At 70.6% G+C, this 26,804-nt stretch carries 27 protein-coding genes; 14 read left to right on the top strand and 13 right to left on the bottom strand.

Annotated elements, in window-relative coordinates; all coding sequences use genetic code 11:
* Window positions 1–776: 776 nt before the first annotated feature.
* Window positions 777–1,229, top strand: coding sequence for a winged helix-turn-helix domain-containing protein (locus ACIP94_RS25015; protein ID WP_402429679.1), 453 nt, complete (start codon window positions 777–779; stop codon window positions 1,227–1,229).
* A gap of 406 nt (window positions 1,230–1,635) precedes the next feature.
* On the opposite strand, the gene ACIP94_RS25010 is transcribed toward ACIP94_RS25015, so the two are convergent.
* Both ACIP94_RS25010 and ACIP94_RS25005 read right to left on the bottom strand, forming a co-directional pair.
* Window positions 1,636–3,216, bottom strand: coding sequence for a carboxypeptidase-like regulatory domain-containing protein (locus ACIP94_RS25010; protein WP_402429676.1), 1,581 nt, complete (start codon window positions 3,214–3,216; stop codon window positions 1,636–1,638).
* 330 nt (window positions 3,217–3,546) lie between these two features.
* A complete protein-coding gene (locus ACIP94_RS25005; protein ID WP_402429673.1) occupies window positions 3,547–4,308 on the bottom strand; it encodes a class I SAM-dependent methyltransferase in 762 nt (253 codons plus the stop codon).
* A 98-nt stretch (window positions 4,309–4,406) separates the two neighbouring features.
* On the opposite strand from ACIP94_RS25005, the gene ACIP94_RS25000 reads away from it, so the two are divergent.
* Window positions 4,407–4,958, top strand: coding sequence for a YciI family protein (locus ACIP94_RS25000; RefSeq protein WP_402429670.1), 552 nt, complete (start codon window positions 4,407–4,409; stop codon window positions 4,956–4,958).
* 333 nt (window positions 4,959–5,291) lie between these two features.
* Here the strand turns inward: ACIP94_RS25000 and msrA are convergent, their stop codons facing one another.
* Entirely contained in the window at window positions 5,292–5,804 is a 513-nt protein-coding gene (msrA, locus tag ACIP94_RS24995) for a peptide-methionine (S)-S-oxide reductase MsrA (RefSeq protein ID WP_402429667.1), read from the bottom strand.
* 204 nt (window positions 5,805–6,008) lie between these two features.
* Between msrA and ACIP94_RS24990 the strand changes: the two genes are divergently transcribed.
* Window positions 6,009–6,233 carry a hypothetical protein gene (locus ACIP94_RS24990; protein ID WP_402429664.1) on the top strand — a complete coding sequence of 75 codons (225 nt, stop codon included), beginning with the start codon at window positions 6,009–6,011 and terminating at the stop codon, window positions 6,231–6,233.
* A gap of 199 nt (window positions 6,234–6,432) precedes the next feature.
* Entirely contained in the window at window positions 6,433–7,035 is a 603-nt protein-coding gene (locus tag ACIP94_RS24985) for a TetR/AcrR family transcriptional regulator (RefSeq protein ID WP_402429661.1), read from the top strand.
* On the opposite strand, the gene ACIP94_RS24980 is transcribed toward ACIP94_RS24985, so the two are convergent.
* Both ACIP94_RS24980 and ACIP94_RS24975 read right to left on the bottom strand, forming a co-directional pair.
* A complete protein-coding gene (locus tag ACIP94_RS24980; RefSeq protein WP_402429658.1) occupies window positions 6,995–7,342 on the bottom strand; it encodes a hypothetical protein in 348 nt (115 codons plus the stop codon). The genes ACIP94_RS24985 and ACIP94_RS24980 overlap by 41 nt on opposite strands.
* A 104-nt stretch (window positions 7,343–7,446) precedes the next feature.
* A complete protein-coding gene (locus ACIP94_RS24975) occupies window positions 7,447–8,244 on the bottom strand; it encodes an MBL fold metallo-hydrolase (protein ID WP_402429655.1) in 798 nt (265 codons plus the stop codon).
* Window positions 8,245–8,330: 86 nt separating this feature from the next.
* On the opposite strand from ACIP94_RS24975, the gene ACIP94_RS24970 reads away from it, so the two are divergent.
* Entirely contained in the window at window positions 8,331–8,939 is a 609-nt protein-coding gene (locus tag ACIP94_RS24970) for a CGNR zinc finger domain-containing protein (protein ID WP_402429653.1), read from the top strand.
* 294 nt (window positions 8,940–9,233) lie between these two features.
* Here the strand turns inward: ACIP94_RS24970 and ACIP94_RS24965 are convergent, their stop codons facing one another.
* From ACIP94_RS24965 to ACIP94_RS24945, 5 genes are all read right to left on the bottom strand, one after another.
* A complete protein-coding gene (locus ACIP94_RS24965) occupies window positions 9,234–10,439 on the bottom strand; it encodes a cytochrome P450 (protein ID WP_402429650.1) in 1,206 nt (401 codons plus the stop codon).
* A 59-nt stretch (window positions 10,440–10,498) separates the two neighbouring features.
* Entirely contained in the window at window positions 10,499–11,866 is a 1,368-nt protein-coding gene (locus tag ACIP94_RS24960; RefSeq protein ID WP_402429647.1) for an NAD(P)/FAD-dependent oxidoreductase, read from the bottom strand.
* Complete coding sequence (locus tag ACIP94_RS24955; RefSeq protein WP_402429644.1) at window positions 11,856–12,065, bottom strand: ferredoxin; 210 nt, start codon at window positions 12,063–12,065, stop codon at window positions 11,856–11,858. The genes ACIP94_RS24960 and ACIP94_RS24955 overlap by 11 nt, the downstream gene beginning before the upstream one ends.
* Window positions 12,066–12,318: 253 nt before the next feature.
* Entirely contained in the window at window positions 12,319–13,215 is an 897-nt protein-coding gene (gene murQ / locus ACIP94_RS24950) for an N-acetylmuramic acid 6-phosphate etherase (protein ID WP_402429641.1), read from the bottom strand.
* Window positions 13,216–13,271: 56 nt separating this feature from the next.
* The gene (locus tag ACIP94_RS24945; protein WP_402429638.1) at window positions 13,272–14,219 is read right to left on the bottom strand and encodes a MurR/RpiR family transcriptional regulator; all 948 of its coding nucleotides are present in this window, start codon (window positions 14,217–14,219) and stop codon (window positions 13,272–13,274) included.
* Between the two features lie 213 nt (window positions 14,220–14,432).
* On the opposite strand from ACIP94_RS24945, the gene ACIP94_RS24940 reads away from it, so the two are divergent.
* The 5 genes from ACIP94_RS24940 to ACIP94_RS24920 all read left to right on the top strand — a co-directional run bounded on the left by ACIP94_RS24940 (window position 14,433) and on the right by ACIP94_RS24920 (window position 21,027).
* On the top strand, window positions 14,433–15,437 hold the full coding sequence (locus tag ACIP94_RS24940; protein WP_402429635.1) for an N-acetylglucosamine kinase: 1,005 nt from the start codon (window positions 14,433–14,435) through the stop codon (window positions 15,435–15,437).
* 2 nt (window positions 15,438–15,439) lie between these two features.
* Window positions 15,440–17,017, top strand: coding sequence for a sodium:solute symporter (locus tag ACIP94_RS24935; RefSeq protein ID WP_402429632.1), 1,578 nt, complete (start codon window positions 15,440–15,442; stop codon window positions 17,015–17,017).
* Between the two features lie 229 nt (window positions 17,018–17,246).
* The gene (locus tag ACIP94_RS24930) at window positions 17,247–18,425 is read left to right on the top strand and encodes an anhydro-N-acetylmuramic acid kinase (protein ID WP_402429629.1); all 1,179 of its coding nucleotides are present in this window, start codon (window positions 17,247–17,249) and stop codon (window positions 18,423–18,425) included.
* A gap of 377 nt (window positions 18,426–18,802) precedes the next feature.
* Window positions 18,803–19,660, top strand: coding sequence for an AAA family ATPase (locus tag ACIP94_RS24925; protein ID WP_402429714.1), 858 nt, complete (start codon window positions 18,803–18,805; stop codon window positions 19,658–19,660).
* The gene (locus tag ACIP94_RS24920; RefSeq protein WP_402429626.1) at window positions 19,657–21,027 is read left to right on the top strand and encodes a VWA domain-containing protein; all 1,371 of its coding nucleotides are present in this window, start codon (window positions 19,657–19,659) and stop codon (window positions 21,025–21,027) included. Before ACIP94_RS24925 ends, ACIP94_RS24920 begins: the two co-directional genes overlap by 4 nt.
* An 83-nt stretch (window positions 21,028–21,110) precedes the next feature.
* On the opposite strand, the gene ACIP94_RS24915 is transcribed toward ACIP94_RS24920, so the two are convergent.
* Window positions 21,111–21,842, bottom strand: coding sequence for a 2OG-Fe(II) oxygenase (locus tag ACIP94_RS24915; protein ID WP_402429623.1), 732 nt, complete (start codon window positions 21,840–21,842; stop codon window positions 21,111–21,113).
* Between the two features lie 174 nt (window positions 21,843–22,016).
* Window positions 22,017–22,523 (bottom strand): methylated-DNA--[protein]-cysteine S-methyltransferase, encoded by a 507-nt coding sequence (locus ACIP94_RS24910; protein ID WP_402429620.1) that lies wholly within the window; start codon window positions 22,521–22,523, stop codon window positions 22,017–22,019.
* A 241-nt stretch (window positions 22,524–22,764) separates the two neighbouring features.
* On the opposite strand from ACIP94_RS24910, the gene ACIP94_RS24905 reads away from it, so the two are divergent.
* The 3 genes from ACIP94_RS24905 (at window position 22,765) to ACIP94_RS24895 (ending at window position 24,431) form a co-directional block, all read left to right on the top strand.
* Window positions 22,765–23,427, top strand: coding sequence for a hypothetical protein (locus ACIP94_RS24905; RefSeq protein WP_402429617.1), 663 nt, complete (start codon window positions 22,765–22,767; stop codon window positions 23,425–23,427).
* Window positions 23,428–23,881: 454 nt separating this feature from the next.
* Window positions 23,882–24,196, top strand: a complete 315-nt coding sequence (locus ACIP94_RS24900) for a DUF6400 family protein (RefSeq protein ID WP_402429614.1) — start codon at window positions 23,882–23,884, stop codon at window positions 24,194–24,196.
* The gene (locus ACIP94_RS24895; protein ID WP_402429611.1) at window positions 24,183–24,431 is read left to right on the top strand and encodes a hypothetical protein; all 249 of its coding nucleotides are present in this window, start codon (window positions 24,183–24,185) and stop codon (window positions 24,429–24,431) included. Before ACIP94_RS24900 ends, ACIP94_RS24895 begins: the two co-directional genes overlap by 14 nt.
* Before the next feature lie 157 nt (window positions 24,432–24,588).
* On the opposite strand, the gene ACIP94_RS24890 is transcribed toward ACIP94_RS24895, so the two are convergent.
* Window positions 24,589–24,885 carry a hypothetical protein gene (locus ACIP94_RS24890; protein WP_402429608.1) on the bottom strand — a complete coding sequence of 99 codons (297 nt, stop codon included), beginning with the start codon at window positions 24,883–24,885 and terminating at the stop codon, window positions 24,589–24,591.
* A gap of 373 nt (window positions 24,886–25,258) precedes the next feature.
* On the opposite strand from ACIP94_RS24890, the gene ACIP94_RS24885 reads away from it, so the two are divergent.
* Complete coding sequence (locus tag ACIP94_RS24885) at window positions 25,259–26,737, top strand: protein kinase (RefSeq protein ID WP_402429605.1); 1,479 nt, start codon at window positions 25,259–25,261, stop codon at window positions 26,735–26,737.
* Window positions 26,738–26,804 lie beyond the last annotated feature (67 nt).

The following is a 26,804-nucleotide window of genomic DNA, read 5'->3' as shown; positions in this document are numbered from 1 at the left end:
CGCAGCCGACTGGCCGCTGTCACCGCCCAGACTGCAATCTGAAACGAACGACGACTCACGTGGCGAAACGTGAACTCAAGACCAGATCACTAGGGCCGCCGAATCGTCCGCGGCCGGCCGGATCCTCATGCGTCCCCGATCAGCGACGCCATGGGGGCGGGTTTCCGTGGTCATGCCGGGATCTGACCGGTCGAACGCCCCGTCGGAGGGCGGCCGGGCGCCGCGGGAGCGGCTTCGGCTGCCGGGGCGTTGGGGAGCTCAGCCCGGCGCAGCGAGGTGGCCAGTCCTGAGGTGAGGGAGAGGAGTGCGCCGAGGCAGGCGATGAGGAGGGCGGTACTGGTAGTGGCGTCGGCAAGGAAGCCGGCGGGTGGCGGCGCCGAGGGGCTGGCCGCGACCGGCCGGCGCACGGGCTCGGGCTCGGGCGCAGAACGGGACCGGGGCTCGGGGCTCAACTCGGCCCCGTAACCCGGTCCGTACCGGGAGGCCGACCCGGGGAGGGGGGCAGCAACGCGGAGAGGGCGACGCCTCCCGCGCCACCCGGGACAGGAGGGAACACCAGCCCAGGCTCAAGATGAAAATGAAAACCACTTGCTATAATGTTCCGTCATGGCCCTTCGCGAACCGCACCCGACTGCCACCGGCGACTCCGGTCACTCCCCCGTCGTCAGTGATGACTCCGCGGCTACGCACCCGGCGAGAGCACGAGCGGGTACCCATCGCCTCCGCCATTGGGCACGCCGCCAACTGGTGACCCTCATCGACCGATAAGGAGAGCAATGCTGGTCCACTACCCCCGTGCGCGGCACGCCGTCCACCGAACCTGCCTGTACCGGCAGCCCGTTGGATGTCGCCGCAACCAGCCGCCGGATCCGAGGCCGACGCAGGGCATCGCGCCCCTCGTCCCGGAACCTCAGCCGAGGTCCACACCGCCGACGCGGGGCATCACCATCGATCGGGAGCGGCGTACCGCATCGGTTGACGGCCGACTCCTTGCTCTGACCTACCTGGAGTTCGAGATCCTCGCCCACCTCGTCGCACGTCCCCGACGCGTCTACGGCCGCGCACAGCTGATCAACGAGGTATGGGGAGAACCCGCCATCGGCGACGCCCGCACGGTGGACGTTCACATTGCCAGGCTTCGCCACAAGCTCGGGACGGCACACCGGGCTGTCATCGTCACGATCCGCCAGGTCGGCTACGCCTACGATCCAGCGCAGCACCCGCCGTAACGTGGGCTTCGGCATCGTCGGCCCGCTCTTCCAGTGGCCGGCCAGCCCGGTGAGCCGGGTGATGGCGCAAACTGGGCGCCCCGGAGAGTGCGGCGTCGAGTTCGGCGGCGAGCACGTGGACGGGCCCGAGACCTCGACGAGCAGATCGGCCGGCTCATGGGGCTCCGGGGCAGCCTCCGTCACGCCGCCGTCTGCGACCACGAGCCGACGGTCGACTGCCCCGACTTCAAGCGTGCCGTCGGCAACGCGCCCGCGCCGACGATTGCCGAAGCCTGTTCCCGGACTTCACGTCGCCGGATCCTCCTCTGGTCCGCAAGAGCGCCCGCCGACGCGGGCGCGGGCTCGCCCCGGGGGGGGCAGGTCCGCGCCGACGGACGGACGGCGTCAAGCGCGGCGGCGGATCGGGCTACTTGACGCCGACCCAGGTGTGGACGCTCGCGGAATCGAGGTGGTGGGTATCGGGAGACTGGTAGGCCACATACCAGGTGCCGCTACGAGGGTCCTTGGCACCGAGGCTGTACTGGCCGCGGGAGTCCGTGGTGGCCGTGGACATCAGGCGCCAGGTCTTGCTGCCGGTTGGTTGGAACCACAGTTGCACGATGGCGTGGCCGTAGCCGTGCCAGGCTCCCGCAGAGGACTGCTGGAGGCTCCCGGAAAAGGACAGCTTCTGGTTGGGGGCCGGGTGCATGGTGCTCGGCTTGCCGCCGGTGATTCGGGTGGGGGTACGCCACAGGTACACGGCCTTGGTGGTGACGGGCAGCCAGTCGCGGTTACCGAGGAAGGAGACGCGCCAGTAGCCATTGGCGCTGCTGCCCTGGCGGACGTCGCAGAGAAATTGGTCCCTGCTGAGGCCCTGGCGTCCGACTGTGGTGGTCGCCGCGTTACGCCACGTCCTGCCGTCGGCGGAATACTGCACCTGGACGGTGGTGCCGGTGGGCGGGGGGCCGGCCTGTCCCAGGGTGAGGTGGCCGGTGATTCGGCCGTGTCCTGTGGCGTCCTGGGAGATGCCGAGGCCGGTGAACTGGGCTCCGGGCTGGGGGATGTGGACGTGGATGTCTTCGGCTGGGCTCTGCTGGAGGAAGTCCGTCGCCTGAACGGCGAGCTGGAAGGCGCCGGCCTGGGAGACCGGGATGCTGAGTTCTCCCTGATCGTCGGAGACGTAGGGAACGTGGCCGGTCTGTGCCTCCGACAGGCTGACGACGGTTTTCGGGGCCGGGACCCAGCCGCCGCCGACCTTGCGCTCCACCACACCGGTCACGGTGGCCGAGCCGCCGGCGGGAACGTTGACGTCCGGAGGAGAGGTCAGCCGGATCCGCGTGGGCTCGGACGTGGGATAGTCCGGACGAGAGAGGTACGCATACGCGTGCGTGTGGGTCCAGCTGTCCTCCCGGCCGGGCTCGTATTCGCCGGTGGTCTGGATCGCCCCCTCGGCGTCGAGCGAGATCGTGAAGGTGCCGTCGGCTGCCGTCGTCGCCGTCCGCGAGTAGCCGGCGCTGTTGTTGTAGACGGACACGGTGGCGCCTGAGAAAGGGCTGACCTGGCCTGTGCCCGGGTCGGTCAGGGTGAGGGCGCCGTGGACGGTGACGGTCCGGTGGTCGAAGTCGAAGTCCGGCGGGACGCTCTGCTTGTATGCGCTGAAGTGGACGATCTGCTGGTACTCCACTGTCCCGGCTTTGGGCAGCGTGACGTCGTAGCCGTGGTCGTCGCGTACGTCCAGCGCAACCCGGTAGGCACCGAAGGCGGGCAGTACGACAGGGGTCGGCGACCGCCACACGCCCGAGTTCAGATACTCGAGGTCGGTCACGGTGAGCACGGGCGCTGCGTCCGCGGGCGCGTTCAGCGGATAGAAGCGGGCGGTGACCGATGTGACTGTTGCGCCGTCGCCGGATGGCCAGGCGGTGATGTCGAAGTGTGCGTGGTCATCGCCGTAGTCGAAGGGGTGGGCGGTTGCCCAGGGCAGACCGGGAACGCGTTGGGTGAGTGTCACCGGCCCCTGTCCGTCCGGCGGAGCGGGGTCGTCACTGGCCGTCGGCGCTCCAGCGGAGCCGGCCGCTGGTGTGTCGGCGGTGGCCAGGGGCGTAGGGCCTGGCACTGAGGTCCCGGCCAAAGCCTGGGCCGGGAGGGTCAGCGTGGCGAGGAATCCGGCCGCGACCGAGGCGGAGATGAACAGGCGTGGTCTCACGAAGTGGTCCCCCGGACAGTGAGTCGTAGATCTGTCATGCGCAGATCGGCAGCGCATCGTACCGCTCGCCGCCGGCACTCTGGCCACCGCGATCACCGGAGCCTGGTCGGCAGCGCCGGGACGCTCTTCGCAACGTCAGGGACGGAGCGCGACGAGGAGATCAACCAGGTAGGTCTCTTCCACTTCCTCGCTGGGAAAAATCCTGCCCAGCCGCTCACGCTCGTCGACGAAAAACGCCTGACGGTCAGCCACTTCAAGGACGAGGAATGCCGACCGGCTGCCAATGTTGGCAAGATGCATGTCCAAAGAGACGGTGCGGCTCCAGCGCACCTGACAACGCTCAACTCGCAGCCCCGTCAGCCCCGCCAGCCGGATAGCATCACTGTCCGAAGGACGCACCGCAGACCTTGGCTTCACCCCGCAGTAGTGCGCAATACGCCCGTGCTGCTCGCGGATCCACGGCACGTCGAAGGCCGTGGTGTTCCACCAGATCGCCAAGGCACCGCCCGCTCGCAGGACGCGCAACGCCTCAGGGACAGACCGGCCGGGATCGGTCCACTGCCAGGACTGGGCATACGTGATGAGGTCGCAGGAAGCCTCGGCCAGCGGCAGCGCATTACCGTCACCCCTTACGATCGGCACCCCCGGGAGCGCCTGGTGGAACTCACCAGCCATGGCCTCACCCGGCTCGACAGCAATCACATCAGCCCCTCGCTCCCGCAGCAGCACGCTGGCGATTCCGGTACCCGCGCCGACATCAGCGACCCGGGCACCCGCCAAGCGACAGCCTGCGAACTCCTCGATGTGGTCAAAGAGCAAGGCTGGATACGAAGGCCGACTCGCCGCGTACTGAGCCGCGGCTACATCGAACGACTGGGCGCGAGAGTTGATGGTCATACCCTCATCATCACCTCCCCGCACCAAACCCTCGACCACCACCAACCCTGTGATCGTTTCCGGTCACAGCACCAGCTCCCTGATGAGACGCTGTGGACATGGAGTTCCTCTGCCACCACCGCGACCGGGCCGGCTCCGTAGCGCTGCGAGACGAGCTGCTGGAAGAACACTGGGCTTACATGGACCGGTACGCGAAGGAGATGATCGCCCGCGGCCCGACCCTCGCCGACGACGGCGACACACCCACCGGTAGCGTGCACATCGTCGACCTGCCCGATCCCGTCGCCGCCCGCGCGTTCGCCTTCGATGAGCCGAACTACCAGGCCGGCGTGTACCGGGACGTACTGCTGCGACGGTGGCACAACACTCTGGGGCGCACCATGTGGGACTTCCCCGGCGGCCGGACCGGCGGCAATCGGTACCTGGTGCTCGGCCTCGGCTCCGGACAGGCCACCGACCTCGCCGTACCCCCCGACGGGGACGAGCTGATCGCATACGGGCCGCTGCTGTCCGACGACGGCGCCACCTGGCTGGGTACGGCGGTGTTGGTCCGGGCGCCCGACCCGGACACGGCACGCGCCATTCTGACCTCGGACCGGTACGCCGACATCGAGGTACACAACTGGCAGTTCGGCGGGCGGCCGTCATGACCCGAGGACGTCCGGCCGGGCCTGCTTGATCAGGAAGCCCGCGTTCGCACATGGCCGAGTGAGCCCGTGCAGGGCCTGGCCGCCGTACATCGACGACCAGGCGCGACAGCCCCACCGCCTCGCCCCGCAGCTCACCCCTTGCCGGGACAGGCTCGACGCTGACGCCGCAGGCGGTCAGGAAGCGGCGATCTCAGCGTCGTGGCCGCCGGTGCCTTCCGAGGTCATCGTGTGGACTTCACGCGGCGGCCCGCGGGCGGGAGGGCCCGGGTGCATCCGGCACGCACCCGGAAGGAACCTCGGTCACCCGATTGCGCGGCGGGCCGCCTCGCGAGGTCAGCCCTCGGCGCGGGCGGGCAGCCGCCATCCCGGGCGCGGGAAGTGGCAGGTGTAGCCGTCGGGATAACGCTGCAGGTAGTCCTGGTGCTCGGGCTCGGCCTCCCAGAAGGGGCCGACCGGCTGCACCTCGGTGACGACCTTGCCCGGCCACAGTCCGGAGGCGTCCACATCCGCGATGGTGTCCTCGGCGATCCGCTTCTGCTCGTCATCCACGTAGTAGATCGCCGAGCGGTAGCTCAGACCGATGTCGTTGCCCTGGCGGTTCCTGGTGCTCGGGTCGTGGATCTGGAAGAAGAACTCCAAGATCCTGCGATAGTCGGTCTTCTCGGGATCGAAGAGGATCTCGATGGCCTCCGCGTGGGTGCCGTGGTTACGGTACGTCGCGTTCGGCACGTCACCGCCGGTGTATCCGACCCGGGTCGCCTCCACGCCCGGGAGCCGGCGGATCAGGTCCTGCATCCCCCAGAAGCATCCGCCCGCCAGCACGGCCCTCTGCGTCTGCGCTGCCATTTCGGCCCCTCCACATGTCTCTCGCCTCGGTCACCCGGAGTGCCCGGCACGCATGCCGCCTGCATCCCAGTGCTCATTCTTGTCAGCGCGCAAGGGCGCCCAGGAATTCCTGGAGCTTCACCACGACCCGGAGCCGGCAGCATCACCGGCTTCGTCGAGACCACTGGAGTGGGGGGCGCACTTGTGGCCACATCCGTGATCGCCATGACTGATTCGCTCATTGAAAGATCCTCCTTCCGATTGTTCGCGGTTGACGTGGTCGGCGTCGACGCGACCCAGGTCGCCGCCGGTTTCGTGGCGTCAGCCGACCTCAGTAAGCGGAGCATCGTTCCCGAAACGGTACAGAACAGCGCTCCGCTTGGCAGGCGGCAGTCGGCGGCGACCGTGCGCGGGCCAGTGGTGGGCGTGCGCGGTCACGAGCGGCCGTGACCCGGATTCGGTGGTCCGCCGGCGGGATACGCCCTGAAAGAGACGCTTCGTCGAGCTGCGGAGGGCGGCGGCAGGGGCGGGACAACGCGTGGTTGGTTGCCGAGCCCCTGCTCTGGCATGATGAACAAACGGAACATCACTCCGATACGAGACGGAAGTTCTTCTGGCCGGCAGGCTCGGTAGCGGAGGGAGCGGCGCGGTGGACGACAGCGACGAGGGCGCAGGGCGCGCGGCGCGGTCCAAGCGGGCAGACGCCCGGCGCAACAAGGAGACGCTGCTCGACGCGGCCGCCGCGGTGTTCGTCGCCTCAGGCGTGGAAGCGCCCGTACGTGACATCGCGGCCAAGGCCGGCGTCGGAATGGGAACGATCTACCGCCACTTCCCGACGCGAGCGGATCTCATCATCGCCGTCTACCGGCACCAGATCGAAGCGTGCGCCGAGGCCGGTCCAGCCCTCCTGGCGAGCTGCCCAACTCCCCACGCCGCGCTGGGGCGATGGATCAACCTCTTCGTTGATTTCCTGGTCACCAAGCACGGACTCGCTGCCGTGCTGCAATCCGACGACGCCGGCTTCGACACACTGCACGCCTACTTCCTCGACCGCCTCGTGCCGGTGTGCACCCGGTTGCTCGAAGCCGCAGCCGCCGCGGGCGAGGTCCGCTCCGACGTGGATGCCTACGAGCTCATGCGCGGCGTCGGGAATCTCTGCATCGGCGCCGAGCACGATCCCCGCTACGACGCACGTCGCCTGGTCGAACTCCTCATCGCAGGACTACGCCGACCGCACCAGGGCGCGCGCTGACCGATACGTCCCACCGGCCGCGGCCGGGCGGATGGGGCCCGTACAGGTCGGTCTCGACATGGGCGACGGTGGTGTGGTCGGCGGCCTTCGCCTTCTCCATCGCCGTACGGGATGCGTCGACCGACGCGGCGTGCGGGACGTCCGCGCCGAGGGAAGAGGCGGTGGCGGCCGAGTCGACGGGCGGGACGTCCCCGCCGAGGAGACCGGATGCACCCCTGCGGAAGCGGTACTTGAGGCCGAAGCGCTGGTGGCCCGGGGCCTCCGACAGCGAGCCGGTCGAGGCGAAGCCGCGGTTCCGGACCGGCACGAGGAGGACCTCCTTGGGCGTGCGGTGCCGTGCCGCCGGGCGTGTCCCGTAGATGCCGCACCAGCGCCCCGGTACCGGTGGCCGGTGCGCGTTCTAGAAATGTTCTAGAACTCGGCGGTGTCTCCCGGTGACAGTACGGTCAGCCCCTCGGAGAGTCCGGCTCGGGCGAAGGCGCCGCGCAGTTCCTGATCGCCTTCGGTGAAGTGGCGCCAGCTGTTGAAGTGCAGGGGCACGGCGTGGCGGGCCTCGAGGATCTGGGCGGCCTGGGCGGTCCGGTTGCTGTCGAGGGTCAGCAGAGCGCCGTCGAGGGCACCGGTGCGGGCGGCGCCGGCGAAGATCAGGGCGATGTCCACCGGCCCGAAGCGGTCGGCTGTCCGCCGTACGGCATCCAGGGACGCGTTGTCCCCGCTGACGTACACGGTGGGCAGGTCAGGCGCGGTAAGGACGAACCCGGTGACGTCCCCGCACACCGGTTCGCAGCCGACCGGCCCATGACGGGCGGGCACACCGGTGACGGTCAGCGGCGCGGCGCCACCGGGACGCTCGAGGTCGATGTGATCCCACGGCGCCAGCGGATGGGCGTTGCCGGCCAGCCGTCCGGCACCGCTCGGGGTAGTCAGGACCAGGGGGACAGCCGGCAGAAAGGCCCGGCCGGCTTCGTCGAGGTTGTCGGCGTGCTGGTCGTGGGACAGCAGGACGGCGTCGACGCGGCCTGTCTCGTCCGGCCCCATGGCGGGGCCGATGGTCTTCGTGAGTACGGAGCCGGAGGGGGCCGTGTAGGAGCCCGGCTCATCGAAGGTGGGGTCGGTGAGCAGCCTCAGGCCACCGATCTCGATGACTGCGGTGGGCCCTCCGACTGCGCGGATGCGCACGCCGAACGGGGTCTGTTCCGGGGTCTGCACAGCTGACTCCTTTGCTGGGAGTGATCAACGAGTGCGCCGAAGCTAGCCACTTCTAATGGATACTGTCAACCGATACCATTAGCTCTATGGAAAGGAAGCCGACACAGCCCACTGCCACCGCCGTCCGGCCCCTGCCTCCCGCTCCCGGAGAGACGGACTCGGTGGCACTCGCCCTGGCGAACACCCGCACCCTGCGCCGCGGCCTGCCGGACGACGCGCTGCCGGACCCGGGCGCCGTCGCGCATTGGCTGCACCAGCACGATCTGATCCCGCAGGAGGCGGACTTCGATGCGACGCGCGACGGCGACGTCCGGCAACTGCGTTCGGCCATACGCACCCTGCTGACCGCGGCCATCGACGGCGCCACACCGTCACCGGAAGCCGTCGAGGTACTCAACGCCGCGTTGCGCGCCGCCCCCAACGTTCCTTCGCTGCGGTGGCCCGCTCCCGGACAGCCCGAGCGTGAGGACCGCCCTCAGTCACCTGATCCCGTCACCCGCGCCTTGACCGCGCTCGCCACGGACGCGCTCGCCCTGCTGTGCGGCTCCCCCGCCACGTCGCTCGCCGCATGCGCGGCGGACGACTGCATCCGTCTGTTCCTACGCCGGCACGCGAAGCGGCAGTGGTGCTCCGCCCGCTGCGGTGACCGCGCCCGCGTCGCCCGCCACTACGCCCGCCATCGCACCGCCCGGTGACCGCCGGCCGCCGGCCGCGCCGCCAGTGGGCGATGGACGCGCTGATCGGGTGCGGGGCCCGATCGGCGCGCCGCGGAACGCCGAGCCCACAGCGACTGCTGCGCGCCGGGTGCAAGGAGAAGCCGGAGGGTGAAACGGCCGGGGGCGTCGGCCGACCGCTCGTATCGGTAGGCCCGAAACCGAGCTGCGGGCCGCCGGTGGGGTGTGTCCGCGGGGGGCGGGTGGGGAGGGGTCCGCCGGGGCCTGAAGTGGTGGAAGCCGTTGGCTCCGCACTCATTGCACGCCGGTGCCGAGTCAGCCGGGCTGTTGGATCTCCAGGTGACGGGGACCGCGGAGCATGGCGTTCTGTCGGTAGGGGGGCGGGTCCTGGACCAGGGTCGCGGTGCCGAGATGGGGGATCAGTGCGCCGAGTGCGGTCTGGGCTTCGATACGGGCGAGCGGTGCGCCGAAGCAGAGGTGGATGCCGCTGCCGAAGCCCAGGTGCTGGTTGTCCACACGGGCGGGGTCGAACCGATCGGGTTCGTGGAACCGCTTGGGGTCACGGTTGCCCGAGGCCAACGCGAGCACGACGGAGCTGCCCGCGGGAAGGGTGGTCCCGGCGACGTCGACGTCGGCGAGGGGGATGCGTTCTCGCATGTGGACCGGGGGCTCGTAGCGCAGAAGTTCCTCCACCGCGCTGGGCAGCAGGTCGGGCTCGCGCCGCAGCCGGTCCAGCTGGTCGGGCCGGCGCAGCAGGGTGAGGACCCCGTTGGCGATCAGGTTGACCGTGGTCTCGTGTCCGGCGATGAGCAACAGGACGGCGGTTTCCGCGAGTTCCTCGAGAGTGAGCCGCAGGGCCGGGTCCGGCTCGTTGATGAGGGCGGACAGTATGTCGTCATCGGGACGGCCGCGGCGCTGTTCAGCGAGGTGCACCAGGTACCGGCCCATCTCGGCACGCGCCTGTTGGCCCGCGCGGTCCCGTTCGGTGGTGTCCTCTTCGGGCCTGACGTCGGCAGACGCGACGATCACGTCCGTCCACTGCCGGAACCGCGGTTCGTCCTCGCGCGGCACACCGAGCAGTCGGCAGATGACCGTGACGGGCAGCGGGTAGGCGAAGTCGTCGACGATGTCGACCTGCTTGCGGCCCCGGAGCGCCTCGAGCAGTTCCTTGGTGGTGTCGGCGATCTGGCCACGCATGGCGTCGATCCGGCCGGGACTGTGCGGTGGACCGAACGGCCGCATGGCCAGGGTGCGCAGTCTCTGGTGCTCGGGGTCGTCGAGCCGTAGGAAGGGCAACTGCGCGCCTTCCGCAGCGCTCGAGAAGGCCGGACGGTTTCGGGGATCGGCGCTGATCCGCGGATCGTGAAGCAGAGCGACGATGTGGTGGTACGTGCCGATCAGATGGCTGCCGTCCGCCTGTCGCACCACGGGCCCGGCTTCGCGGAGTTCCTCGTACAGCGGGTAGGGGTCGGGGCGGTTGGCGTAGTCGGTGATCCGTTCCAGCAGGGTGTCCGCGGTCATGATGTGACTCCTCGGGGACGGGTGAAGGGGGCAGCCACGGGGACGCACCACGGTCAGCCTCAGGGCTGCACCACGGTCAGGCGGCGGTCCGGCAGGTAGCCGGTGAGCGCGACGGTGGGGCCGTGGGAGAGTCCCTTCGGGTCCGGCACGTCGGAGGGAAGCGGGACTTCGGCCGCCACCGAACGGTCCGCCGCGCCGGGGGCGGGCGGGAACGGAGCGGCGGTCTCGATCAGGTGCTGGTAGTACTCGAGCGACTTGGCCATGTTGACGGTGACAGCGGCGGTGACCCGGCCCCGGTAGCCGTACACCATCGCCAGGCGGCGGGTCTCCAGCGAGCCTTGTGCGATGACCACCTGGTCCGAGAAGGAGGGGACGCCCACGGACTTGATGTTGAGCCCGAACTGGCTCGACCAGAATATCGGCACGGCAAGGTGGGGACGCCTCAGCGGGCCCGGGTTGACCATGTTGTGGGCCGCCACCTCGGCCTGCGCGACGGCGTTGCCCCAGTGCTCCAGGGAGAGCATCTGGTACTCGAACAAGGGGTGCGGGAAGCGGGAGACGTCACCGGCCACGAAGACGTCGTCGGTGACGATCCCGTACATGTTGAAGGCCCGGCACCCGGCGTCGCAGGCGACCCCGCGCGGACCCGCCGCAAGACCGGAGTCCGCCAGCCACTCGACGTTGCGCACCGCCCCCAATGCCACGACGCACACGTCCGCCTCGACGCTGCTGCCGTCGGACAGCTCCGCGCCGACGAACCGTCCGCTGCCGTCGCCGCGCAGGGTGGTGACCGTCACCCCGCACCGCAGATCCACCCCGTGGCGCCGGTGCATCCCGCCGGCCAGCTTCGACAGCGTTCCGCCGAGCGCCCCCACCAGAGGGCCGGGGCCGCGTTCGGCGACCGTCACCTCCAGGCCCCGTTCCCGGCAGGCAGAGGCGATCTCCGAGCCGGTGAAGCCCCCGCCGATCACCAGCACCCGGCGCGGTCCGGCAGCCAGCCGCTCGGCCAGCCCCGCGCCGTCATCACGGGTGCGCAGGGTGAACACCCCGTCCAGGGCGCCCTCCTCGGGGTTGGGCCAGGGCCGCGCCCGGGTCCCGGTGGCGATGAGCAGCCGGTCGAACGGCAGTGTGTCCCCGTCGGCCAGCAGCACCCGTTTGCCCATGGGGTCCAGACCGGTGGCCCGCACCCCCAGCCGCCACTCGGCCTCCGGGTCCCGGCGCATCGGCAGCCCGGTGGCGTGCGCCGCCACCTGGCCGAGCAGCACCTGCTTGGACAGCGGCGGTCTGTCGTAGGGCGGGTAGGCCTCATCCCCGACAACGGTCAGTGAGCCGGTGAAGCCCCCCTCGCGCAGCGTCTCGGCGGCCCTCAGCCCGGCCAGGGACGCGCCGACGATGACGATCCGGCCCTTGCGCAGGTCATCGGTCACCCGGGCTCACCTCCTCGCCGACGAGGATGGCCTGGACGGGGCACGCAGCCGCGGCCTGGCGTACGCGCTCCAACTGGTCGTCGGGGACCTTCGGCGAGTACAGCAACGACTCCTCCCCGTGCAGCCGGAACACCTCCGGCGCCAGGAACACGCACTGCGCATAGCCCTGGCAGAGCGTGAGGTCGACAACGATCTGCATCCCGCCGCTCCCTCCGTTGTCTCGTCCCCTCCTCCTTTACAGAGTGAGGGAAGAGTCGGACCCCCGCCCGGCCACGACGCCGGAGGCGGGGCGGGGCGGGGGCAGGGGTGCGCGGGCAGGAGAAAGCGGGACGGACGCCTCCGGGCCGGCCTGGCACGGGGCCGCCTGTCCGGACGCCTGAGAGCCGGTGACGTCGTCCTTCGTGAGGTGGTCCGTCCGAGGCTCGATCGAATGAGGGAGGAACGGCAACGGGTCAGAGGTCCGCGATGGCGGCGCGAGTGCTGCCGGCGGCCCGCTCCAGGGCCCTGGCGGCCTCCTCGGCGGTGGAACGGGTGAGGAGCATGACGATGGCGATCTTGGCGTGGCCGCCGGCCGTCCGCAGAGCCTCCGCGGCCGTGTCGGCGTCGGCGCCGGTGGCTTGGACGACCATGCGGTGGGCACGGTCGACGAGCTTGTCGTTGCTGGCCCGGACGTCGACCATGAGGTTCCCGTAGACCTTGCCCAGGCGCACCATCGAGGCGGTCGAGAGCATGTTGCAGACCATCTTCTCGGCGGTGCCGCCCTTGAGCCGGGTGGACCCGGTGAGGACCTCGGGGCCGGTGGGGACCTCGATCGGGATGTCGGCGTAGCGGCTGATGACCGCGTCGCGGTTGCAGGCGACCGACACCGTGACGGCCCCCTTGGCGGCGGCGTGCTTCAGGCCCCCGACGACATAGGGGGTACGGCCGCTGGCGGCGAGGCCGACGACCGTGTCCTTGTCGTCCACGCCGATCTCGTCGAGGTCGACGACCGCCCTCGCGGGTTCGTCCTCGGCCCCTTCGACCGCGACCACGAAGGCGCCCGGGCCGCCGGAGAGCAGGCCCACCACCTGCTCGGGGGAGGTGCCGAAGGTGGGCGGGCACTCGACGGCGTCGAGCAGGCCGATGCGGCCGCTGGTGCCGGCGCCGATGTAGATCAGCCGTCCGCCCCGCCGCAGCGACTCGGTGATCGCCTCGACGGCGGCCCCGATCTCCGGGAGGGCGTCACGTACCGCGAGAGCGACGGTCTGGTCCTCGGCGTTCATGACCGAGAGCAGTTCGGAGACCGGCATGCGGTCCAGCTCGGCGGTCCGCTCGTTGCGGGTCTCGGTGCCCAGGGTGCTGAGGTCCACGGCGCGGTCGTCCTTTCGGTACTCGGGTGGTGCTGAGGGGGAGGCAGGGACGGCGGTCAGTCGCCGGACGGTGTGCGGCGCTGCGACTGCGGGCGTCTGCGGCGCTGGATGGCCCCGTAGGTCTTCTCGAGCGCCGCGGTCGTGGACTCGAAGGAACGCTGCGCCACGCCGACGAACAGGCAGTCGATGAGCGCGAGTTGTGCGATGCGGCTGACGGTCGCGCCCGAGCGGAAGGGAGTCTCCCGGGCACAGGTCGTCAGCACCAGGTCCGCGCTCTCCGCGAGGGTGGAGCGCGGGACGTTGGTGAGGGCGATGGTGGTGGCGCCGCGTTCGGCGGCGGCTTGGAGGGGCTCGAGGGTGTCCTCGGTCTCCCCGGAGTGGGAGATGGCCACGGCGACGTCGCCGGGCCCGAGGAGGGCGGCGGCGGTGAGGGCGGCATGCCGGTCGGTCCAGATGAAGGCCATGTGGCCGATCCGGTGCAGCTTCTGGTGCAGGTCCTGGCCGACGAATCCACTGGCACCGACGCCGAAGATGTCGATCCGCCGGGCGCCCGCCATGGCGTCCACCGCGCGGCCCAGCACCTGGAGGTCCAGCCCGGTCCCGGAGTCCTCCAGGGCGCGCACCTCGTTGTAGATGATCTTCTTGACGATCTCGTCCAGCGTGTCGGTGGCGCTGATGTCGGTGCCCGGCGCCGGGCGTTCGCCGCCGAGGGCGTGCTCGCGGGCGGCAGCCGCGGCCAGCGCGAGGCGCAGCTGAGGGTAGTTGGCGATGCCTATGGCCCGGCAGAAGCGCATCACCGTGGCCACCGAGGTGTCGGCCCGTTTGCCGAGGGCGCTGATGGACAACTCCGAGGCCTGCGCCGGATCCCCCAGGACCGCGTCGGCGACGCGCCGTTCCGAGGGGGCCAGGGTGGGCAGCGCCGCCCGGATGCGCGCCAGGATCGCGGCGGGTGTGGTGTCCTCCGCCGGCCGGGGCGGTGTGCGGGGTCGTTCCTGGCGGGCCATGGGCCGTTCCCTCCTGGGTGGGTGGGCGACACATTAATCACACTCCGGTGGCGCGTCAAAAATTTACGTAATGATCTGCAGGAAGTTACTTATTGACATTCAGATTCGGCCTTCGGATACTCGCTGGACCGCGATCCGCACCGGTCACCGGCCCAACGGCCGTCCTGTGACCGCCCGACGCGCCGGATCCCTGGAGACACGAAGGCGTGCCCCATGACAGCAGCAGTGGCGGTGGACCTCGGCAAGACCGGCTGCCGTGCCGTGCTGTGGTACGGCGACCCGCCCGCCCAGGAGTTCCACGAGGTGCCCGGTGCACCCGGGCTCGCCGCCGACAACGGAGTGGCATCGGCCCGTACCGCCGTGCGCGCCGCGGTCCTGCCGCTCCTGGAGCGGGAACCCTCGCACCGGCTGGCGGCGGTCTGCGTGGGCGCCGCGGGGGCGGCCGCCGCACCGGAGGCGGCCCGCGAGCTGGCCGCCCTGCTCCTGGACGACCTGCCCGCGGACGAGGTGGCTGTCACCAGCGACGCCGTCACCGCCCACGCGGGGGCCCTCGGCGGCCGTACCGGCGTGGTCCTCGCGATCGGCACCGGCTCCGTCGCCATCGGTATCGGGGACGACGGATCGTACGCCCGCGTGGACGGCTGGGGCCCCTGGCTCGGTGACGAGGGCAGCGGCGCCTGGATCGGCGCGGCGGGCCTGCGGGCCGCGCTGCGCGCCCACGACGGACGCGGACCGGACACCGCGCTGCTGGCCGCCGCCGTCGAGCGCTTCGGCGAACCCGACCGGCTGCCCTCGGCCCTCGGGCGCGACGGCAACCCCGCCCGCACCGCCGCGTCCTTCGCCCCGGACGTGGCCCGTGCCGCCGCCGCGGGTGATGCCGCCGCCTCGGCGATCATCCGGGAAGCCGCCGGCGCGCTCGGCGAGGCCGCGCTCACCGCCGCCCGCCGGATCGGCGGCGGCGCCCTCCCCGTCACGGTCACCGGCGGGCTCACCGGCCTCGGTGAACCGCTCCTCGGCCCACTGCGCGACGCCCTCACCGGCTCCCCGCGCCCCCTTCATCTGCGGCCCCCGCTCGGGGCCCCTCTGGACGGCGCGCGTCTGCTGGCGCTGAACGCCTCGGCACCGCACGAACCCCATGTCGTCCGCGTACGGCGGACGACACCCCTGCCCACTGTCCCCACCCCGCCGGTGACACCGCCGGCCGACTCTCAGGAGTGAGCGTGCGCCAACTCGACCTCGTGGTGATCGTCGTCTATCTGGTCGCCATCGCGGTGCTCGGACTGCGCCTGGCCGGACGGCAGAAGACGGCGAAGGACTACTTCGTCGGCGAAGGCCACATGCCGTGGTGGACCGTCTCGTTCTCCGTGGTCGCCACCGAGACCAGCGTGCTCACCGTCATCAGCGTGCCCGGCGGTGCCTACAGCGGCCAGGGCTTCGGCAATGTCGAACTGGCCCTCGGCTATGTGATCGGCCGCGTCGTGGTGGCCACCGTGCTGATCCCCCTGTACAAGCGGGGCGGCTTCGTCAGCGCCTACCAGTACCTGGGCAGCAGATTCGGGCTCAGGCTGCAGGGGCTCGCCTCGGTGACGTTCGTCTTCACCCGGCTCCTCGCCGAGGGCGTCCGGTTGTTCGCCTCCTCGATCCCGATCAAGCTGCTGCTCGACGAGTTCGGGGTGCACGCGAGCTATCGCGTCATCATCATCGTCCTCACGCTGATCACCGTCGTCTACACCTACCTCGGCGGCATCAAGGCGGTCATCTGGACGGACGCCATCCAGATGGGCCTGTACCTGGGAGGCGCGATCCTCGCCATCGCCGTGCTGTCCGGCCACGTCGGCGGCGACGGCTTCGCCGGCGCCCTGCACAGCGGCCACTTCAAGCTCTTCGACACCAACTTCGACCTGGCGCACGTCCTCACCAGCCCGTTCGCCCTGCCCACCGCAATCATCGGCGGCGCCATCTTCGCGATGGCCAGCCACGGCTCCGACCAGCTGATCGTCCAGCGTGTCCTGGCCACCCGCTCACTGCGCGACGGCCAGAAGGCCATGATCGCCTCCGGTGTCTTCGTCACCCTCCAGTTCGCCGCCTTCTCCCTCGTCGGCGCCCTGCTGTGGTCGTACAACCAGGGCAAGGACTTCAAGCGGCTGGGCCTGACCAGCGCCGACAACCTCTACCCGAACTTCATCCTGCACGGGCTGCCCGTGGTGATCTCCGGCCTGCTGGTGGCCGGCATCCTCGGGGCCGCGATGGGCTCGCTGTCCTCGGCGCTGAACTCCATGTCGAACTCCACGGTCGCCGACATCATCCACAGCTTCTTCCGCAGCACGCCCTCCCAGGAGTCGCTGCTCAAGCTGGCCCGGGTGATGACGCTGGTGTGGGCCGTGCTGATGGCCGTCTTCGCGTGTGCGTTCAGCGCCGGCACCGGCAATGTGTACCTGACCGGCCTGACGATCGCGGGCTACACCTACGGCGCGCTGCTCGGCGCGTTCCTGCTGGGGCGGCTTGTCAAGCGGGCCAACGAGGTCGACTCCATCGTGGCCTTCGTGGTGACGGTGGCGGTGATGACCTACATCGTGCGCGATGTCAAGATCGACGTCACGGTGGCCGGGGCGACGGTGCCCACCGCGATCGCGGCCCAGTGGCTCGTGCCGATCGGCGTGGTGATCACTCTGGTGGTCGGCGGTGTTTTGAGCCTGTTCCACCGCGTCCCGCAGGTGCACGAGATCCCCCTGCCCGGCGGTGAGCCGGAGTCCGGTACCGGGCCGGGCCGCGTGGCGGCGGGCGCCGGCCGGGAGTGACAACGCCCGGGGTGCGGGGCCGCCCACCGGCGCGGCCCCGCACTCGGGCACCCGTCGCATCCGGCGCATCCGTCGCACTGGCACCCGTCGCAGCGACCCGTCGTCTCACCCGGAGCACCCGGCGCAGCGACCCGTCGTCGCACCCGGCGACCCGACGCACCCGACGCAGCGACCCGTCGTCGCACCCGGAGCACCCGTCCATCCCCGCGATCCTCACCCCGGAGCAGCCATGCGCGTGATCGGCCTCATGTCGGGCACCTCGTACGACGCCATCGAAGCGGCCGCCACCGACCTCACCTTGGAAGGCGACACCCTGCGCATGCGGTCGCTCGGCCACCTCTCCGTCCCCTACCCGGACGAACTGCGCGACCTCATCACCGCCACGCTGCCGCCCGCCACGACGACCACCCAGGCCGTGTGCGCGCTGGACACCGGCATCGGGCAGGCCTTCGCCGTCGCCGCCGCGCGCGCCCTGAGCGAACTGTGCGACAGCGCCGCGGACCTGGTGGTGTCCCACGGCCAGACTCTGCACCACTGGGTGGAGAACGGCTCCGTCCGTGGCACTCTCCAACTGGGCCGGCCCGCCTGGATCGCCGAGGCCACCGGGCTCCCGGTCGTCTCCGACCTGCGCAGCCGCGATGTGGCGGCCGGCGGGCAGGGAGCACCGCTGGTCGCCATGACCGACACCCTCCTGCTACGGGGGCTGCCGGGTGTTCCGGCGGCGCTGAACCTGGGCGGCATCGCGAATGTCACGGTCGTCGCGCCGGGCGCGGAGCCCCTGGCTTTCGACACCGGTCCCGCCAACGCGCTGCTGGACGCCGCCGTACGCCACTTCACCGACGGCGCAGCGGCCTACGACGAGGACGGTCGCCGTGCGGGTGCCGGCCGCGTCAGCCCCGACCTGCTCACGGCGCTCCTCGACGATCCGTACTACCGCAGACCCGCACCGAAGAGCACCGGAAAAGAGCACTTCCACCTGCCGTATCTGCTGCGGGTGCTTGCCGCGGTGCCCACGCCCGCCACGGACGACGTCCTTGCCACCCTGACCAGGCTGACCGCCGTCACGGTGGCGGACGCCTGCCGCGCCCACGGGGTCACGAGCCTGGTGGTGTCCGGTGGCGGCCTGCGCAATCCGGTGCTGACGCGCATGATCGCCGAGGAACTGCCCGGTGTGGCCCTGCGCCCCAGCGACGAGCTGGGTCTGCCGTCGGACGCGAAGGAGGCGCTGGCCTTCGCCGTGCTGGGCTTTCTGACCGTGAACGGCCTGCCCGGCGCTCTTCCCTCGGGTACGGGAGCCCGCCGGGCCGCGCTGCTGGGCAGCATCACCCCCGGTCTGTCGCCGCTGCGTCTGCCCGAGCCCGCCGCGCGGCCGCCGCGCCTGTTGCGGATCACCGCCGCCGTCCACTGACCGCCCCCGTCCCCGTACCGAGGACTCATGAGCACCGCCGCCGTCACCTCCTCCGCCACGCCGACCGCCCGCCCCGGCCCCTCCCGGCCTGGCCGAGCTCCTGGCCGGGTGCGCCGGCCTGGCCGAGCTCCTGGCCGGGTGCGCCGGCCTGGCCGAGCTCCTGGCCGGGTGCGCCGGCCTGGTGATCGGTCAGTCGTCGCTGCCCCAGTCCACACGGAGTCCCGCCGCTTGCCGACCGGCGGGACTCCGTTGCACCGCCGGACAGGGCAGGGCGAGCGGCTGCCGCGCGCATGGCACCTCTCACACGTGACACAGCGATGAGCAAGCGCTTAGATAGTGAGCTGCACCTGTCCCGTGCCCGGCTGGAGGCTCCGTTGCTGTTCGCATCCGTCGACGAGGTTTCCGCGCGCCTCGCCGAAACCGGCTATCTGGCGTCACCCGCTGTCGCCACGACGGTGTTCCTGGCCGACCGGCTCGGCAAGCCGCTCCTGGTGGAGGGCCCCGCCGGAGTCGGCAAGACCGAACTCGCCAAGGCCGTCGCGCAGGTCGCGGACGCACGGCTGATCCGGCTGCAGTGTTACGAAGGCATCGACGAGTCGAGGGCGTTGTACGAGTGGAACCACGCCAAGCAGTTGCTGCGCATCAGCGCGGGCCGTGACGAGAGATGGGACGAGACGCGCACGGACATCTTCAGCGAGGAGTTCCTGCTGGCGCGTCCGCTGTTGACCGCCATCCGCGGGAGCGAGCCGAAGGTGCTGCTGATCGACGAGACCGACAAGGCGGACGTCGAGGTGGAGGGCCTGCTCCTGGAGGTGCTCAGCGATTTCCAGGTCACCGTCCCCGAGTTGGGAACGGTCGCGGCGACCCGGCGCCCTTTCGTGGTCCTCACCTCGAACGCGAGCCGCGAGCTGTCGGAGGCACTGCGCCGCCGCTGCCTCTTCCTGCACATCGGCTTCCCCGACGAGGAGCTGGAGCGCCGTATCGTCCGCCTCAAGGTGCCGGGCATCGACGCACTGCTGGCCGAGTCCCTGGTGCGGGTGGTCAGGGCGCTGCGCGAGATGGACCTGCGCAAGGTCCCCTCGGTCGCCGAGACCATCGACTGGGCGCGCACCCTGTTGGCGCTCGACGCCGGCACCCTCGACGAGAGCGTCGTCCGCGAGACCCTCGGCGTGGTCCTCAAACATCAGGAGGACGTCGTGAAGGCCGCGACAAAGCTCGACCTGGACGCCGTGTGAGCGCCTCCGCGCCATCCACCGGTGTCACCGGGCGGCTGACCGGTCTGGTCGGCGCGCTGCGTGCGCACGGCATACGGATCGGCACCGGCGAGACCGTGGACGCCGCGCGGGCGGCGGAGACACTCGGCCTGGCGGACCGCGAGCTGCTGCGCGAGGGGCTGGCGGCTACGCTTCTGCACAACGAGGGCCAGCGGCGGGTGTTCGATGCCGTCTTCGATGTGTACTTTCCGGCTCGCGTCGGGGTCCGAACCGGGGAAGCCCCTGGGGACCGCGAGGAACTGCGCAACCGGCTCGCGGCCGCTCTCGCCACCGACGATCGAGCGGCCATGGCCCGGCTGGCGGTGGAGGCGGTGGACGGCTTCGGCGGGTACGGGTCGTCGCCGGGGTCGGACGGCTGGTCGTCGTACCAGACGCTCGACCGGCTCCGGCCGCAGACGCTGATGGCGCGGGTCCGCGACAGCATCCGGGCCCAACAGGACGTGGCGGGGTTCACCGACCGGCTGCTCGAGGACGAGATCCGCCGGCGTATCGAGGTCTTCCGTGCCCAGGTCGCCACGGAGGCGCGGCGCCGTGTCGCCGAGCGGCGCGGCCGGGACGAGATCGCGCAACGAGCGGTGGCCCCCACCGCCGACCGCGTCGATTTCCTGTACGCCGGGCGGGAGCAACTCGCCGAGCTGCGCAGGGTCGTTCAGCCGCTCGCACGCAAGCTGGCCACCCGGCTCGCCGCACGCCGCCGACGTGCCGCCCGCGGCACCATCGACCTTCGGCGCACACTGCGCGCGTCGCTGTCGACGGGTGGTGTACCGATACGGCCCGTGCTGCGCCGACGCCGTCCCGTCCGGCCCGAACTGGTGCTGCTGTGCGATGTCTCGGGCTCGGTGTCGGGATTCTCGGACTTCACGATGCTGCTGGTGCAAGCACTGCACGACCAGTTCAGCAAGGTGCGGGTGTTCGCCTTCGTCAACCAGATCGACGAAGTGACCCGGATACTGGTGCACGGCGCTGCCGATCCCGGCGCGCTGAGCGCCCGGATCCGCTCGGAAGCGAGACTGACGGGCTGGCACGACAGCAGCGACTACGGAACCACATTCGGCGAGTTCACCGAGCGATACCCCGACGCGGTGGGCTCGCGCACCACCGTTCTCATCCTGGGCGACGCCCGCACCAACATGGGCGACCCGAACCTGCCGGCCGTACGGCACATCGCCCAGCGAGCCCGCCGCGTCTACTGGCTGAACCCCGAGCCGCGCTCCCAGTGGGGCACGGGTGACTCGGCCGCACCGGATTACGCCGATGTCGTCGCGATGTACGAGTGCCGCAACGCAAGACAGCTCAGCGCGCTGATCTCCCGGCTGCTTCCGGTCTGAACGGGCCTGTGTCCTGAGGAGTTGAGGCGGTGGGCCCGTGTAGGTCCGGGCAGGCCGACAGTCTGACGGGGTGGTGGCGGGTGTCATGCCGCGTCGTGGAAGACGAGGCCGAGGGTGTGCCGACGGCCGGAGCGGACCGTGCTCACGCCATGCCGCATCGGCCCGTTCGACCAGCCCCGCCTGGTCGCGACCGGCCGGTCCCGGGTGGTGAAGACCAGGCCGTGGCCCTGCGGCAGAGTCGTGGATGAGCCGCGCGACTGCGCGCGCGGGCGCTGTTCGGTCATCAGGAACTCGCCGCCGGTGAAGTCGACACCGGGCTGATCGAGGCCGATGACGACCTGGAGCGGGAAGAGCATCTCGCCGAACACGTCCCGGTGCAGGGCGTTCCAGTCGCCGAGGCCGTAACGCAGCAGGATCTGCGCGGACTTGGCCTGCCCCGCCGCGTGGCACTGCTCCAGCCACTCCTGAAGGGTGTCCGGCCAGGGCGCGGACTTGTCGAGCTTGCCGGCCCAGTCCCGGGCGACGGGCAGCAGACGAGGGTAGAACGCCTCGCGCAACTCACCTACCAAACACGGGAGTTCGTGGGTGAAGTAGCGGTACTGGCCGGAGCCGAAACGGTGGCGGGCCATGTCGACGGTGGTACGGAAGTGGGTCGGCTCGTCGTAGAGAGCGGCGATCGCGCGACACTCGGCCGGAGTGAGGAGCCTGCCGGTGAGCGCGTTGCCATGCTCGTTGAGTTCACCGGTCAGGGCCGTCCAGTCCTGCCCGGCGATCCGGTCGGCGACCGGGCCCGTGAGCCGGGTAGTCTCGATCATGGTGAGGGATTCCTCGCGGTCCCTTGATTCCTGGATTTCCTGGATCTCCTGGATCTCCTGGATCTCCTGGATCTCCTTGATTGCCTTGCATCATTGGATCCTTCATGCGTGCCGGCCCCGGCTCCCCTCGCACCGGAAGGTCTGGCCGGTGTCGCGGAACCGGGGTGACGTCCTTCAGGCGGTCTGCTGCCCGCGCTCCAGGTCCAGGAGCTGCTGCTTGCGCTCCAGGCCGCCCGCGTAGCCGGTCAGCGCACCTCCGGCGCCGATCACACGGTGGCAGGGACGCACGACCAGCAGCGGGTTCGCGCCGATGGCCGTGCCCACGGCCCGCACCGCGGCCCTCGGCGCGCCGATCTTCAGGGCGATGTCACCGTATGTGAGGGTGGTGCCGTAGGGGATGGCCTCCAGTGCCGTCCACACCCGCCGCTGGAAGTCGGAGCCGCTGGGGGCGTACTCGATGTCGAAGCGGGTCAGTGTGCCGTCGAAGTACGAGCGGAGCTGGGCGACGATCTCGGCGAACGCCTCCGGCTCCTCGATCCACCCGTTCTGGACGACGGCCCCGCGCTTCTGACCGGGCACGGACAGCGAAGCGAGCGCGGTGCCGCCCTTGGCCGTATCCGACTCCTCGCCCGTCAGCAGCAGTTCGCCCAGCGGGCTGGCCATCGTCGTGTAGACCGTCATCGGTCCGGTGTCCTTTCAGGAAGTGCCCATACAGATCCCAAGAGGTCATCCTTGGTCTCTTCGCCATCCACTGTGCGGCTTGCCGGCGGCGACGTCCGGCGGGATTCGGACGCCGCTCTGCGGGCGGTGCGGGCGCGTCCGGGAGGGCAGGCGGACACCGACGGAACCATCTGCATCCAAGCTCACCACGGACTCGAAAACCGGTTCCCCGGTATCAGGTGGTTGTTGGTACGGTCCCGGCATGGCGGAAGCACAGGGATCGACGAGCGGACCGGTCACCGCGGCCGACGTGGACTATGCCGTCCGCTTGGCGCTGACCGCTCTGCGCGAAGCGGACTCGGCAGACTGGAGCGTCAAGGCCGGTTCCCTGGAGTGGGACTGCTGGGAAACCGTCGAGCACCTCACCGACGACCTGTTCTCCTACGCCGTCCAACTGAGCCCGGCGGACCCTCCACCGGCCACCCACGTCCCCTTCGCATGGAGCCGCAAGAGGCCGGGCGGCCCGGCGAACGCTGTCTTCGCGGACCGCGAGGCCGGCCCAGCCGGTCTCCTCCAAGTACTGGATGCCGGCGGCGGCTTGCTGTCCGCAATCGTCCGCACCACGCCGTCCACGGTCCGGGCACACCACATCTTCGGCGCGGCCGATCCCGAGGGCTTCGCCGCGATGGGCGTCGTCGAGACCCTGGTGCACACCCACGATGTCGCCGAGGGGCTGGGCATGGACTGGACGCCGCCCGCCTGCCTGTGCGATCGCGTGCTGGCCCGGCTCTTCCCCGACGCCCCGACCGACACCGACCGCTGGCCGACCCTCCTCTGGGCCACCGGCCGCGCGGAACTCCCCGGTCGGCCACGCCTTGCCAAGTGGCGCTGGGACGGCACGCCCCGCGCTGACAGGAGGCCGTAGAAGAACGTCCGCACGGGATCGCAGCAGCCGTTTCGGTCCCGACCGGTGTCAGGCCGGCCTCAGGAGCCCTCGGGGCGACGCCCCTGGCCGCTGGACCATTCGCCGGACGTGGTCCTGCGCATGATCGGGTACCGGAGTGACCGCCGTAGACCTGGTTTCGCCGTTCAGCGCTCGCTCGCTCCCCACACATGGTCGAGCCGCCTGTGCACATGGACGACGTGGCGGTCACAACGGTCGCCTGGAGCCATGGCGGGGAGGATCACCTCGCCCTTCCGCAGGGGCATCAGAAGGTTGCCCTCCGTCGCGGCGATGCCGAAGCCGCGCGTGGAATGCGACCACTACTGGCGTACCGTTACGACGGGGGTACGCAGGGTTGCCATGTGCTTGCCGGTCTGCTGTGACTTGCCCCACCCGCTCTTGCCTCACCCAGCAAGGGCTACCTAAGTTCTGCCATATGTCCCCCCATGGCCCCACTCTTCCCAATGATCCGGACGAACCCGCCGCCGAGGGTAGGCCCGCGGCGGACCGCCCGGACAGCACGTCGCTCGCCGACTTCAGCGTCGACCTGACGTCGCACGAGGCTCTGCGCCGCACCCATGTCCTCGCCGCTCTCGGCCCCGACTGGGATCCCGTCGCGGTGCTGCACGACGAGGACAAGGCGCGCGACATGCTCTACTCGCACCTGAGCGAGGAGCAGCAGCGCCTGTACGACGACCTGGTCGCGGCCGGCGTGCTGCCCAGGAGAGGGGACGGCAGTGCTGCCTCTTGACCCTCATGCCGACATCGGCCGCCGCGCCTGGGTGGCCTGCCCGAACTGCAACGACAGGGAGGGGTGCGCCGCGTGCGAGGAGCGGCGTGCATGCAGCGAGCACTGGCGCTACCTCCTCTCCAACACGGGCAGCCTGCTCCACCTGCAGTGCCCCTCGTGCACCCACATCTGGACACACGAGTCCGGTTTCGGAGCCACCCGCGTGAACGATCCGGGACATCGCCAGGCCCGCTGATCACGTCATCACTCAGGCGCCTTCGATGTCGCCGCGTTCCGTTTCGACCAAGATCTCCGTCACCCCGGGCCCATACCACCCACGAGGTATCGGAACTCTCGCGGCCGCACCTCCCGGTGCTGAGTGCGGTGAGACCTCCGCCGGGCCGGCTGGCCCCCTACAGCGTCTTGTGGCTGCGTCCGTCGCAGTAGGTCCAGTTTCCGGACTGCGACTTGGGAACGCCGCACGTGGCCTTGTAGGCATGGCCGGTGACTTCGTTCACGCCGGTGATCAGGACTGTGCCTGCGAACCAGTATCCGGGGGCGCCGTAATAGCCGCTGCCGGGCGTGCGGAACCAGGGGGTGCAGGCGTACTTGTTGTGCTGGTTGTAGCCGCAGACCCGGGCCTTGTCCGAGTGCCAGGTGGAGACGGCGACCTGCTGGCCGTTGGTGCCGGCCTGCGCGGGAGTGGCCATGACAGCCCCGCCGAGGCATACCGCAGTAGCGACGGAAACGGCTGCAAGGCTCCTGCGTACGTTCATGGTTGGGTTTCCCGCCCTTGTTCGATGAGTGGATGCGACCTGGCCCTGCCACGCAAAGGGTCCGGGCCAGTCGGCGCGACGACCGAGCGGTGCTGTGCCCGGCCGCGTAACAGAGCTTCGGATGCGGCTGGTTGTTGCGCACCCTCCTATCACCGCATGCAACAAACCCCCGGGCGACCGATCCGGCGGGGCCATCCGGCTCGGCGGCGCGGGCGAAGGATGAGCCTCCGTGGGCGCGGTCGGCGCGGGCCATCGCCTGCGCGCACCGTAAGCTGCGTCGGGGTGCGCGATTCACGGGGAGGCGCGAGTGGGGCGGGAGATGGTCCTCGGCGGCCGGTACGAGCTGATCGAGAGGCTCGGACAGGGCGGCATGGGCACGGTCCATCGGGGGGTGGACCAGCGGCTGCGCCGTACCGTCGCGGTGAAGCTGCTCTCCCCGGGGCTGGCCCACGATCCTCAGTCGCGGGCCCGCTTCCGGCGGGAGGCACACGCGGCGGCCGCCTTGAACCACCCGGCGGTGGCCACCATCCACGACGTCGGCGAGGAGCCGGACCCGGACGGCCCACGGCCCTACCTGGTCATGGAGTACGTGGAGGGCACCACCCTCGCCGAGGCCCTGCGCGACGGGCCACTGCCCGTCGCCGAGGCGGTCACGGCGGCGTGCGCGGTGCTGGACGCGCTGTGCCACAGCCACGAGCGCGGAATCGTGCACAGGGACATCAAGCCCTCCAACATCATGCTTGCCGGACCCGACACCGTGAAGGTCCTCGACTTCGGCATCGCGAAGGCATTCACCGAGGCCGCCACCCGCATCACCGGCAGCGGCGCGGCCATAGGCACTCCCGCGTACCTGTCCCCCGAGCAGATCAACGGGGCCGAGATCGACCACCGGGCCGATCTGTACGCGATGGGGTGCCTGCTGCATGAACTGCTCACCGGGCAGCCGCCGTTCCGTGGCGCGTCGCCGTTCGCCGTCATGCATCAGCACTTGCTCGCCGAACCCGAGCCGGTCTCGCGGCTCCGGCCGCAGGTGCCGCCGGCCGTCGAGGCCGTGATCCAACGCGCCTTGCGCAAGGACCCGGAGGAACGGTTCGCCGACGCCGGGCAGATGCGTGCGGCTCTCACCGACGCCCTCGCGCAGGCGGCCATGCCGACGGTTCAGGCCGCCGCCCCTGTCGCTTCGGCCACGCGCCTCGACGGTCGAACCCCTCTCCGGGACCGGTTCCGCATATCCTTGCGCCCCTCAGCGCAGGGCGCCTTGGCCCTGCTCGGATGCCTGCTGTCGGTGCTGTGCGCGCGTGGCGCATTGGTGGAGACCGACCACTTCGGCCGAATCGCCCTCACGGCGGCCCTGTTGGGCCTGGTGACGCTGCCATGGTCAGCACGCGTGTCGTGCGCGGTGGGCTGGGGGCCGGTGGCCGAGGCCGTAGCGGTCAACTCGGAACTGCGGCGCGCCAACGAGGGCTGGGACCGCTCGTACGTCGCTATCGCAGCCCTGCTGGCGCTGACCGCCGCCTGCTGCCTCGTCAGCGCTGCCCGCAGCCGAGGGCGCGGCGCCGGCTCACTGGTCGCCTTCTGGTTCAGCGCCACGGCATCGATCTGGTATTTCCTCGACGACCTGCGCAAGCTGTTCGTCTTCTACCTGCTTCTGTCGTTGGTGGCGGGTGCCGCCATGGTGTGGGAGGCCGTGGGACTCGTGCGCCGCCGGGCCGATGCGAGGCGGGCAGTACCGGGCGACCGCCTGTCAACGTGGCACCGCCTCGCAGCAGGCTCACGGCCACGCTGAGCCATCCATGGGCATGGAAGCGGCGTCGAGGGCACGGTAGGCCCCGAACCGGGGTACTCGGTGTCGT

It is taken from the genome of Streptomyces sp. NPDC093261, from assembly GCF_044753645.1.
Classification (GTDB): domain Bacteria; phylum Actinomycetota; class Actinomycetes; order Streptomycetales; family Streptomycetaceae; genus Streptomyces.
The sequence above is the reverse complement of the archived record's forward strand: the minus strand, read 5'-3'. Positions and strand labels throughout refer to the sequence as shown.

Excerpts from the sequence above, each read along its gene's own strand:
- ACIP94_RS25015 (WP_402429679.1), top strand. The coding sequence starts at position 777 with ATGCTGGTCCACTACCCCCGTGCGCGGCACGCCGTCCACCGAACCTGC.
- ACIP94_RS25005 (WP_402429673.1), bottom strand. The coding sequence starts at position 4,308 with ATGACCATCAACTCTCGCGCCCAGTCGTTCGATGTAGCCGCGGCTCAG.
- ACIP94_RS25000 (WP_402429670.1), top strand. The coding sequence starts at position 4,407 with ATGGAGTTCCTCTGCCACCACCGCGACCGGGCCGGCTCCGTAGCGCTG.
- msrA (WP_402429667.1), bottom strand. The coding sequence starts at position 5,804 with ATGGCAGCGCAGACGCAGAGGGCCGTGCTGGCGGGCGGATGCTTCTGG.
- ACIP94_RS24990 (WP_402429664.1), top strand. The coding sequence starts at position 6,009 with ATGACTGATTCGCTCATTGAAAGATCCTCCTTCCGATTGTTCGCGGTT.
- ACIP94_RS24970 (WP_402429653.1), top strand. The coding sequence starts at position 8,331 with ATGGAAAGGAAGCCGACACAGCCCACTGCCACCGCCGTCCGGCCCCTG.
- ACIP94_RS24965 (WP_402429650.1), bottom strand. The coding sequence starts at position 10,439 with ATGACCGCGGACACCCTGCTGGAACGGATCACCGACTACGCCAACCGC.
- ACIP94_RS24955 (WP_402429644.1), bottom strand. The coding sequence starts at position 12,065 with ATGCAGATCGTTGTCGACCTCACGCTCTGCCAGGGCTATGCGCAGTGC.
- ACIP94_RS24945 (WP_402429638.1), bottom strand. The coding sequence starts at position 14,219 with ATGGCCCGCCAGGAACGACCCCGCACACCGCCCCGGCCGGCGGAGGAC.
- ACIP94_RS24940 (WP_402429635.1), top strand. The coding sequence starts at position 14,433 with ATGACAGCAGCAGTGGCGGTGGACCTCGGCAAGACCGGCTGCCGTGCC.
- ACIP94_RS24930 (WP_402429629.1), top strand. The coding sequence starts at position 17,247 with ATGCGCGTGATCGGCCTCATGTCGGGCACCTCGTACGACGCCATCGAA.
- ACIP94_RS24915 (WP_402429623.1), bottom strand. The coding sequence starts at position 21,842 with ATGATCGAGACTACCCGGCTCACGGGCCCGGTCGCCGACCGGATCGCC.
- ACIP94_RS24910 (WP_402429620.1), bottom strand. The coding sequence starts at position 22,523 with ATGACGGTCTACACGACGATGGCCAGCCCGCTGGGCGAACTGCTGCTG.
- ACIP94_RS24905 (WP_402429617.1), top strand. The coding sequence starts at position 22,765 with ATGGCGGAAGCACAGGGATCGACGAGCGGACCGGTCACCGCGGCCGAC.
- ACIP94_RS24900 (WP_402429614.1), top strand. The coding sequence starts at position 23,882 with ATGTCCCCCCATGGCCCCACTCTTCCCAATGATCCGGACGAACCCGCC.
- ACIP94_RS24890 (WP_402429608.1), bottom strand. The coding sequence starts at position 24,885 with ATGGCCACTCCCGCGCAGGCCGGCACCAACGGCCAGCAGGTCGCCGTC.